This is a genomic window from Desulfosarcina sp., assembly GCF_033791525.1.
In the GTDB taxonomy this organism is placed as follows: Bacteria; Desulfobacterota; Desulfobacteria; order Desulfobacterales; family Desulfosarcinaceae; genus Desulfosarcina.
In genome coordinates this window covers 1-9,843 of record NZ_JASJGN010000326.1, presented here as the reverse complement: position 1 = coordinate 9,843, position 9,843 = coordinate 1, and the positions used below count along the sequence as shown (strand labels likewise).

General features: G+C 56.4%; 8 protein-coding genes. 2 read left to right on the top strand and 6 right to left on the bottom strand.

Annotation, left to right across the window (positions count from 1 at the left end; translation table 11 throughout):
- The 3 genes from QNK41_RS16290 to rsxC all read right to left on the bottom strand — a co-directional run.
- The coding region (locus QNK41_RS16290) for an FMN-binding protein (RefSeq protein WP_319258801.1) at positions 1-460 on the bottom strand (460 nt) is incomplete at its 3' end.
- A 287-nt stretch (positions 461-747) separates the two neighbouring features.
- Entirely contained in the window at positions 748-1,725 is a 978-nt protein-coding gene (locus QNK41_RS16285; RefSeq protein WP_319258799.1) for an RnfABCDGE type electron transport complex subunit D, read from the bottom strand.
- Between the two features lie 42 nt (positions 1,726-1,767).
- Positions 1,768-3,132 (bottom strand): electron transport complex subunit RsxC, encoded by a 1,365-nt coding sequence (gene rsxC / locus QNK41_RS16280; RefSeq protein WP_319258797.1) that lies wholly within the window; start codon positions 3,130-3,132, stop codon positions 1,768-1,770.
- 503 nt (positions 3,133-3,635) lie between these two features.
- Here rsxC and QNK41_RS16275 point away from each other — a divergent pair.
- Together QNK41_RS16275 and mutY are read left to right on the top strand one after the other, a co-directional pair.
- The gene (locus tag QNK41_RS16275) at positions 3,636-4,583 is read left to right on the top strand and encodes a universal stress protein (RefSeq protein ID WP_319258795.1); all 948 of its coding nucleotides are present in this window, start codon (positions 3,636-3,638) and stop codon (positions 4,581-4,583) included.
- A gap of 161 nt (positions 4,584-4,744) precedes the next feature.
- The gene (mutY, locus tag QNK41_RS16270; RefSeq protein WP_319258793.1) at positions 4,745-5,818 is read left to right on the top strand and encodes an A/G-specific adenine glycosylase; all 1,074 of its coding nucleotides are present in this window, start codon (positions 4,745-4,747) and stop codon (positions 5,816-5,818) included.
- 88 nt (positions 5,819-5,906) lie between these two features.
- Here the strand turns inward: mutY and QNK41_RS16265 are convergent, their stop codons facing one another.
- The 3 genes from QNK41_RS16265 to QNK41_RS16255 all read right to left on the bottom strand — a co-directional run bounded on the left by QNK41_RS16265 (position 5,907) and on the right by QNK41_RS16255 (position 9,721).
- The gene (locus QNK41_RS16265) at positions 5,907-8,702 is read right to left on the bottom strand and encodes a PAS domain S-box protein (RefSeq protein ID WP_319258791.1); all 2,796 of its coding nucleotides are present in this window, start codon (positions 8,700-8,702) and stop codon (positions 5,907-5,909) included.
- Between the two features lie 62 nt (positions 8,703-8,764).
- The gene (locus tag QNK41_RS16260; RefSeq protein WP_319258789.1) at positions 8,765-9,010 is read right to left on the bottom strand and encodes a hypothetical protein; all 246 of its coding nucleotides are present in this window, start codon (positions 9,008-9,010) and stop codon (positions 8,765-8,767) included.
- A gap of 12 nt (positions 9,011-9,022) precedes the next feature.
- Positions 9,023-9,721 carry a glycine/sarcosine/betaine reductase selenoprotein B family protein gene (locus tag QNK41_RS16255; protein ID WP_319258787.1) on the bottom strand — a complete coding sequence of 233 codons (699 nt, stop codon included), beginning with the start codon at positions 9,719-9,721 and terminating at the stop codon, positions 9,023-9,025.
- Between the last annotated feature and the right edge of the window lie 122 nt (positions 9,722-9,843).

Here is a 9,843-nt window from a genome sequence, read left to right as displayed (position 1 = left end):
TGATCTTGTTGCCCAGACCGGGAGTCTCTTTCTGATCCAACACAAACAAGCCGGTGATGCTGCGAAAATCCGGCGAAAGCCCCAGCAGCAGTTCGATGGTGTCCGCATAGCCCTGGCCTTTGGTTTTCACCACCCACCCTTTCAGGTCGCCCTGGTAACGTGCCTCGAAAACACTGTAGAACTTGGTCCGATCCGGCTTGCTTACGGTCACCTGACGGGGAACAACCTCCAAGGTCTGATCTTCACTGGCCATTTTGGCGGCCAAAAATTTGCCCAGCACGAGTTCGGGCACCTTCTCCAGGGTTTCATTGAGTTTGTTGCTCTCGATTACCGGCCCAAACACCAGCTGAACGCCCGCCAGGGAGACACCGAACCCCACGGCCAGCACCAGCACCAGCCAAGCTTGAACAAGATTGCTCGATTTCAGGCCGCCGGCGAATGACTTTTTCTCAATGTCCATATCAAATTCCTGACCCGGGCAAGACTTTGAAAAAATAACAAATACTTAGAGAATTCCAAATCACGTTGTCCAAATCACAATTAAATTCTAAATTTCAAAATCCAATTTCAAACCGATTCAAAACCCAAATCCTTAAACGTACGAACCGATGATTTGGAATTTGGGATTTTAAGCATCGTGATTGCTTTGCTATTTGGCTCTTGGGAATTGGAATTTTTCTTTTATCTGACCACATATAAAACTCGATAGCACAACCTGGTCCGCAATATGCCGTTTATGGACGGACACTATTTACCACCAAAGGGCGTCGGTATCGTCCACCGGTTGATTAGCGGCGTCAGGGCGTTCATCAACAAAACGGCAAACATCACCCCTTCCGGGTAGCCGGAGAAAAGCCGCAGCAGCATAATCAACATGCCGGTGCCCAGTCCGAAAATAAGTTTGCCTTTGGGAGTGAGAGGACTGGTTACCGGGTCCGTGGCGATGAAAAAAGCTCCGAAAAGCACGGAACCACCCAGGATCTGGTGCAACACCGTCCAGCCGTCCGCAGGGCCGGCAAGATCGGCCACACCGCCGAGAACCAGGACGGCAACGAGCAGACCTGCGGGGATCTCCCAGGAGGCGGTGCGCCGGATAATCAGATAAAGTCCCCCCAGCAGACATGCCAGGGCACTGGTCTCACCCAGGCTGCCGTTGGTGGTTCCCCAGAAGAGGTCGTTTAACGGTGCGACCACGCCGTTCATTTTATAAGCGTTCATGGGAGTGGCCTGGGAAATGGCGTCCACGGAGCTGCGCACGTCTTCGAACCCCGATGCGGCCAGTGCGCCGGCAAAGGAGATCATGACAAATGCGCGTCCCACCATGGCCGGATTGAACAGATTCATGCCCACCCCGCCGAAAATGATCTTGCCGATGCCAATCGCTACGAAGGCGGCGATGGCCCCTACATACCAGGGTGCCGTGCCGGGCAGGCTCATGGCCAGGATGACGCCGGTGACAATGGCCGAACCGTCTTTCAGCGTCGACGCCCGTCCGCGCATGCTTACGAAAAGCAATTCGGCCAACAGGCACCCGCCCAGGCAGACGGCCAGCTGGAACAGGGCGTAGCCGCGAAAAACGAACAGGGACATGGCCACCACCGGCGCCAGGGCGATCATTACATCCACCATCATTCGCCGGGTGCTGGACTCCGTTTGAACCAGATGGGGGGACGGCGATACGTGGATCACCGGTGCCGTCGGCTCGGTTTCATCTATGGTCTTCACGTTATTTTCCTGCATGTCTGTTTGATCTTCCTGACCCCGTCGTCAACCCCGGTCCGCAGCCGCCAAACGGGCCTTTCCAGCCCGGATTAGCTGGACCAGCGGAATGTGGGCCGGGCAGGTGTACGCACAGGAGCCGCACTCGAAACAGGCCATGATGTTGTAGCGCCGGGACAGGGCGATGTCCTGATGCCTGGATGCCAGGGCAATTTTGGTGGGGACCAGATTCATGGGGCACACATCCACGCACTTGCCACAGCGGACACAGGCAGTTTCCTCGCCGGCTTTGACCTCGTCACGGGTCATCACCGTAAGACCGCCTGTGCCTTTGGTAACCGGGGTGTTGAGATTGGAGAAGGCAAATCCCATCATGGGACCGCCGGCCACCAACCGGACAGCATCGGGTGTCAGGCCGCCGCAAAATTCGACCAGCGCGCCGAATGAAACCCCGATGGGCGCCAGTACGTTGGACGGATTGACGATGCCGCCGCCGGTGACACTGATCACCCGGTGCGTCAGTGGTTTTTTATATATCACGGCCCGGGCAACCGCAGCCATGGTTCCCACATTGCTCATGGCCACCCCCACATCCGAAGGCAGTCCGCCTAATGGCACCTGGCGTTTGATCACCGCCTGGATCAAGTGCTTTTCACTGCCCTGGGGGTATTTGGTCTTAACGACGGCCACCTGGATGCCGGTGCCCAGCGCCGCCTTTTTTAGCGCAGCGATTGCCGGTGCCTTGTTGTCCTCGATGCCGATGACAATCCGCGTGGCACCCACACTTCGGCCAGCCAGCAGCGCACCGGCAACAATGGGTGCCGGTGCTTCGACCATGAGCCGATAGTCGGAGGTAAGATAAGGCTCGCACTCGCAGCCATTGACAATCAGGGTGTGAATCGGTTTTTTGTCGCTGGGCGTGATCTTCACGTGGGTGGGAAACGCCGCACCCCCCAGGCCCACCAGCCCGCCGTCGTTGATATCGTGACTGATCCGGGCCGGTTCATAGCCATCCAGGTCGGTGGTGGGCCAATCGCCGCCGAAGATCTCATCCCATAGTCCCCGGCCGGATGGTATCTCCCCTTCGCTTTTGATTGGCAGGGTATCCATGTGCCGGCCGTTGGCCAGGGTCATTCTGACTGGGCGCTGGACGATTCCGGGCACCGATGCGTGCAGGGTGGCGGAGACAAAAGAGCTGCCCTTGCCGATGGTCTCACCCCACTGCACGGTCTGTCGGGGTTTGACCAGGGGGGCACATGGACCTCCGATGTTCTGGTGCAGGGACAGCACAACCATATCCGGCGTAGGCATCACCCGGATGGGCGCATCTTTGGACAGGTTTTTATGACCCGGCGGGTGAATCCCATGGGCAAAGGTGCCGCTGCCCGCGTAACCTTCAAGCTTCAGCCCCATGGCTTCACCATGAATTTCATTTTTTTTGTGACCACCATTTCAAAGCCCTTGAAACACAAAAAGATCTCCGCAAAGGAAATCTTTTCAAAACTGATCCGTTCTTGCTCTTTCGGAGAAATATGATTTCTTCCCGGTGAAATGTCAAGGTACAAATGGCCCCAAACCTTATACCAACACCTTTGGACGTCCATTTTTGATCACTGTCATCGCTCATTGTTTTTTTGACCGTGTCCACGATCAACATGCCCATGCCAAACCAAAAGGTTGGGTGCTTTATATCTTTTCGCGCAACGCTTTCCATTGACCTTAGTCAATTTGCAGGACAACATCGGATGCCGTCCGTCCGTGGGTCGGAGGGTTGGCCCGTTAACCCCTGCAATAGGGTTGATACAAACGGTTTCCGATGTTGACGGGTCACCGTTGAAGCGATACTATCTGCGTCGCTAATGGGCAGGTGTTTTATTATTTCAACCGTCACGAACAAGTAATTCAGGAGGTTCTGCGTGCAAGAATGCGCTCCCCCCCATAAGGTTCTCGTGGCCGTGGACGGCAGCGAACAGTCGCTGCGGGCCATCCGCTACGCCGCCAATGTCTTCCCGCCGGACCGCACCCACATTGTTCTTTTCCATGTGCAGGCCCAGCTGTTCGATCTCTTTGCCGACCTGGACGCCTACCCCCATTACAAACGCAGGGTGACCGGGTTGAAGCGGTGGGCCACCGAACAGAAGATGGACATCTCCAACACCATGGACAGTGCCGTGGTCTACTTTAAGCAAAAGGGCTTTGCCGAATCGGCCATCAGCATCAAGACCCCGGACGGGAAACTGGGAATCACGCAGGACATCGTCAAGGAATCCTACGACGGCTACCAGGCTATCGTCGTGGGTCGCACCGGCTGGAGCCGGTTCAAAGACTGGCTGATCAAAAGTACGGCCATGAAGCTGGTGGCCAAGATCAAGCATATCCCCGTGGTGGTGGTGGGCGGCCAGCCCGATGCGAAGAATCTGCTGGTTGCCTTCGACGGTACCCATGGCGCCATGAAAGGAGTGGCGTGTGTCGCTGCCCTGGTGGGAACGTCGGATCACCAGTTGCAGCTATACAGTATGATCAGCCACGAGGGAAAATTCTGGATAGGCGACGAGGAGTTCTTCATCCCTGAGAATACCGACGATCCAATCGAAGCCGTGAAGCACCGGATCGGTCCCCACTTAGAGGAAGCCCGTCGCAGACTGCTGGTAGAAGGAATGGCTCCTGACCGAATTTCCATCAAGATCCAGGCCGCGGACCGGGACCGCGCGCCCCACATCGTCCGGGAAGCCATGCAGAACCATTTCGGCGGCGTCGTCCTGGGCCGTCGGGGGCTGATTACTTTTATCGATGAGTATTTCGTTGGTCGGGTCAGCGATAAGGTGCTCAAGTTGGCCGACCAGCTGGCGGTGTGGATCATATAGGCGATAAGGGATCTATACGTTTGATAGAGCTATTCGTTTATTGCGCTTACGCTTCGGAGAACCATAGGCGAATGAGGAGCAATTTTCAGAGAACCCTGAACGCTGAACCTGTGAACGATTGGCAATTATGGATGGACACTACCGAAACAAAAAAGTTATCCATGCAATCGGAAATCGTAAGGGAAAAACTGATAGATTGGTACGCAACCCATCGACGCCGCCTGCCATGGCGGGCGACATCGGATCCATTTGCCATATGGGTTTCAGAAGTGATGCTTCAGCAGACCCAGGTGGCCACCGCCATACCCTACTACCTTCGATTTATGGATCGCTTCCCCACGCCCGCACACCTGGCCGCTGCAAACATTCAAGAGGTACTCAAGCTGTGGGAGGGCCTGGGATACTACTCCCGCGCCCGCAACCTGCATCGGGCAGCCGGGGTGGTGACGTCCCGATTCAACGGCAAGGTTCCCGATGATCCGGAGGCATTCCGGTCCCTGCCCGGTGTGGGGGACTACATCGCCGCCGCCGTCCTAAGTATCGCATTCGGCCGGGTGCTTCCGGTGGTCGACGGCAACGTCAAGCGGGTGTTGTCACGCCTGTTAGAAATAGACACCCCCGTGAACCGCAGTGGTGCCCACAAGATTTTCAGGATGCCGGCCAAGGCGCTCATCTGCCCTAAGCAGCCGGCAGACTTCAACCAGGCCATTATGGAACTGGGCGCGCTCGTCTGCCGCCCAAAAAATCCAGGTTGCGGGACCTGCCCACTTTCCGACCTGTGCCGGGCCAACCGGCACCAAACGACAACCGACTACCCGAAGCGCAATGCATCCCGAAAAATCCCACACCGGCATCTGGCCATCGGGGTGATCCTGAAAAAAGGAAAAATGCTGGTGGTCCAGCGACCGATGGATGGATTTTTAGGCGGAATGTGGGAATTCCCGGCTGTCCCGGCAGACGACGGGGAGACAGACAAGGCGGCTATCGAATCACTGATGGCGGTCGAAACCGGCCTTAAGCTTGCGGTAGACCAACGGCTGACGAGGATCCGGCATGCCTATACCCATTTCACGCTCACCGGTGACGTCTATGTGTGCCGTCACCTGGCTGGGCGGGTGCGTCTGAAAAGCACCCATGGCCATCGGTGGGTCACCCTTCGATCACTGGCAGGTTTGCCCCTTCACAAAGCCAACCATAAATTCCTGGACGCCCTGAAATCGGCGTTGGTGCCGTAAAAAAACAATCCGCCTTCATCTAACCAAAGACCCAAGTGGACCACCATACCTTCCGCTTTCAGCTATCAGCTTTGAGCTTTCTCAGCTTTCATCCAACCGGCTGATCCAGCACATCACGGATGGTCCGGGAAAGTTCCTGGACTGTGACCGGTTTCATTAAAAGCGCACGGATGCCCAATGACGACACCAGCTCCGAGGAGATCCGCTTGCTGAAGCCGGTACAGATGATGATAGGGATGCCGGGTTGAAGTAGTAGAATCTGCGTTGCCAGCTGGTCGCCGGTCATATCGGGCATGGTCATGTCCGTAATTATCAGGTCGAAGCCATCTGGCCGGGCCTTGAACGTTTCCAGTGCCTGGGAGGCACGTGTGGTGCCGACGGCATGATATCCAAGATCGTTGAGCATCTCTACACCCACTTTTACCAATAGCTCCTCGTCGTCTACAAAGAGGATGCGTTCGGTTCCCCTGGGATAGGAGGCCGGCTGGCTGGACACCATCTCTGCCGGGTTTTCCAGCACCGGGAAAAGAACCCTGAAAACCGATCCTTCGCCCGGCACGCTAGCGACGAGAATACGGCCGTCATGATCGTTGACGATGCCGTGCACCGTCGCCAGCCCCATTCCCGTTCCTTCACCCACCGCCTTGGTGGTATAGTAGGGATCAAAAATACGATCCACCACCGATTTATCCATACCGGAGCCTGTGTCTCTAACAGAAAGCTGCAGATAGCGACCGGATGGCAGATCATCACCACTTGCTGCCGTGTTCTCATTCACAGGGCGGTTCTCTAACGTCACGGTCAACTTGCCGCCGCGGGCCTCCATGGCATGGGCCGCGTTGGTACACAAGTTCATCAGCACCTGATGAATCTGGGTCTGATCAGCCACGATGGTTCCCAGGTTGGAAGGAATCTTCTGGACGATCTCGATCGTGGAGGGGATCGAGGCGCGCAGCAGCTTCACCACCTCCTTGAGCACGATGGCAATATCGCAGGGAACCTTCTGGGATTTTCCCTGCCGGGTGAAGGTGAGAATCTGTTCCACCAGACCCTTGGCCCGCTCACTGGCCTTAAAGATGTTGCCCACATATCCCTGCACCCGGGCGTTGTCCGCCGTGTGCATTTGGGTCAGTTGGGAATACCCCAGGATCGCCCCGAGGATATTGTTGAAGTCATGGGCAATGCCGCCGGCCAGGGTGCCGATGGCTTCCATCTTCTGGGCCTGCTGAAGCTTCAGCTCCAGGTGCTCCCGCTCGGCCTCGTACTCTTTTCGTTCACTGGTGTCGATAATGATGCCCACCATGGTTTCCGGTTGGCCATCCTTGTCGTAGCGCACCACCTTGGCCTTGGTGTGAAACCACTTCCATTGACCCTGCCTGGATTGCAGTTTGAACTCATGGTCAAACATCGCTGCCCGGCCGGCCACGTGCCGGTTGAATTTCAGTTCAATTTCCTCCCAGGTTTCCGGGGAAGTTTTCTCACGGATAAATCCCAAGCCCCCGGCCAGATCCGACTCGCTATACCCCATCAGGGTATAGATGCGCTCGTCGACACGGAACGAACGCATTTTCAGATCCAACTGCCAGATCCCGGCACCACTTACATCCAGCGCCAACAGGAGCCTGTCTTCACTCTCTATCCGGGCGGATTCATTTTGCCGCTGCTCGGTGATGTCTCTGGCAATGCCCTGGGTGCCCACGAAAACTTTAACATCGGACTCGCCGGAAACGTATAGTCCCTCGGCATCCACCAGAAAAACGGGACTGCGCTGCACCGCCTGCGAGTCACTCTGCTCCCGGTTGCCGTAATCACCAAATGCATGGATTGACAACCGCTGAGTACTTCGAGTGCCGGTACGCCGCTCGTTAATCCGATATCTGGCAATCTCCCAGTCATCTTCATGAATGTATTCCATAAAGGGCCGCCCCATCAGTTCTTCAGGGGTCACCCCATAACGCCGTATCGCATCGCTGACAAAAGTAAATCGCCCCATGGTATCCAGCCGGTAAATCACATCGGGGGTCGATCGGATAATTGAATCCAACTCCTTTTGTGAGCTTGAAAGTGCCGATTCCGAATCGCGGTGTTCGACAATTTCCTTCTCGAGGCGCTGATTGACGTCTCTTAAGGACTTTTCTCGGCGCCGAATCCGGTCAGCCATGGTATTGAAACGGGAGGCAATCGCCCTTATTTCCCGCTGGGGTGCCTGGAATTCGACAAAATCGTATTCCCCCTGAGATATCTGCTCGGTGCGCTGGATCAGCTGGTTCAGGGGAGAAATGAGAAACACCTTCAGCACGAACCGCAGGGTGACCAGCAGCACCATGGTGACGGTAGCCAGGGTGATTAAGCTGAACCACATGAACTGGCGCTGCTTGTCCCGAAAGCCTTGATGATTCAGGGCAATTTCGAGATAGCCGACCACCGTTTCACCATGCATGATAGCGGTCTTTTTCTCCGCTTCACGGGCAATGCCTTCACGCTGCTTTTCAAAAAAAACCGTTCCCTCTTGATCCGTCACCTTCAGTTTTTCCACCAGGGCATTTTCGAAGAATGAGCTGCAGATTTTTTGAATCCCCTCCTCATCGATATTCCAGAGGGAAAGTTCCAACGAGCCCTGCAGGTAGTTACTGAAGGATTTCAGGGTTTCGGCGCTCTGCACCTCCGCTTTGTGGGACATGTAACCGTAGGTGAAAGAGACGATCATGGCAAACACGGCGGCCACCACGAGTACGATGCTCACGACCAGGTCGCGGGACAGGGTCCGTCCCGGGCGGCGCCCAGGTTGAAGTGGGTGCTGTTCAGTATCCTTCTTGGACGTAGCTTCGGGCATGTCTGTGATGATTCCGTCTTCGGGCACGCTGAATGGTAACAACTGATTCATCGAATCATATCGGCAGGCAGGTGACCGGGCAACAGTTTTTTTTGCCATACCGGGGAGACATCTCACTTCCGATAGTGGCGCATGGTCGGCTGGTCCGCCGATACCAGCAGGTCAAGTGCGGCCCGCAGCACGCGCCGCTGGGTCCGGGCATCGCCCACCGTCCCCACTGGACGTCCCAGCAGGTATGGCGTTAACAAGACTCGGGGAAGGGCCATCTTTTTCAACGGCTGCTCAAAGGCGGCAACGGCCACCACCACGGTGGGGATCCCTGACGCTTCCATCAGGCGCGCAACGTGTCCCACGGACACGTGGCACACCGGTCAAACCGGCACCAGCAGAGCAGCATCGACCTTTTGGGCCTTGAAGCGCTGCACCCAATCGGGGCCCTCCCTTTTCAGCAGGCGGACCTGGGAACAGGCCCCCACAAAAGAGTATACCGGATCGGAGAGCCCGGCAATAAAGCCGTCACCTGATAATTCAAGAAGCCGCTGCAGCGGCAGGTTCACGTTCGGATCCCGCCTGGCGCCGCGCACATCGTAGCCGCCGTGGCGCACAACCAGGCAGTCTGTCGGCGTATCCACCGGAATGGCGCTCAACGCGGGAGATTCCTTTAAGAAAGACATGATCTGCTGCTCCGCCTGCGTCTGGGTCATTTTCTCCACCCCCAGCGGGTTAGGATCGTCGCCTTCGACAAAGTGGCCGCTGGAGGTCAGCAGCATGAGTCGGGTTTGGGACAGCGAGGCGTTCATGGGAGAAAAGGGACCCGTATCGTAAACGGCTCGGGCCTCCTGAGCGTAAGAAAGAATCTGACCCTGGCGGATATGCTCGTAAACCGGCGCCGCATCGCCGCTGTCGTATGCATCCACAAGCGTGGTCAACAACCCCTGGAAAAAACGGGTGGCCTGATCATCGGACAGATGTGACAGGAATTTAAAGCTCAAGTCCGACCGCTTGCCGTAGAAAAAGGATTTTTTGAAAGATTCAAAGGTCTCTTTGTGCTCGGGGGTTCCGCTCGCCATGTCGCTCCTTAGGGATAAGAATGATGCAACCCTTCTACTTAGCGCCACCACCACACCCTGCCGATGGGCCGATAGACGAAGACGCCGACCGGGGGTTGACGATTCGGGTGATGACCGGCGTG

Bases quoted from the DNA above. Each gene is read 5' to 3' on its own strand.
- QNK41_RS16265 (WP_319258791.1), bottom strand. From the start codon at position 8,702: ATGAATCAGTTGTTACCATTCAGCGTGCCCGAAGACGGAATCATCACA.
- QNK41_RS16255 (WP_319258787.1), bottom strand. From the start codon at position 9,721: ATGGCGAGCGGAACCCCCGAGCACAAAGAGACCTTTGAATCTTTCAAA.
- rsxC (WP_319258797.1), bottom strand. From the start codon at position 3,132: ATGGGGCTGAAGCTTGAAGGTTACGCGGGCAGCGGCACCTTTGCCCAT.
- mutY (WP_319258793.1), top strand. From the start codon at position 4,745: ATGCAATCGGAAATCGTAAGGGAAAAACTGATAGATTGGTACGCAACC.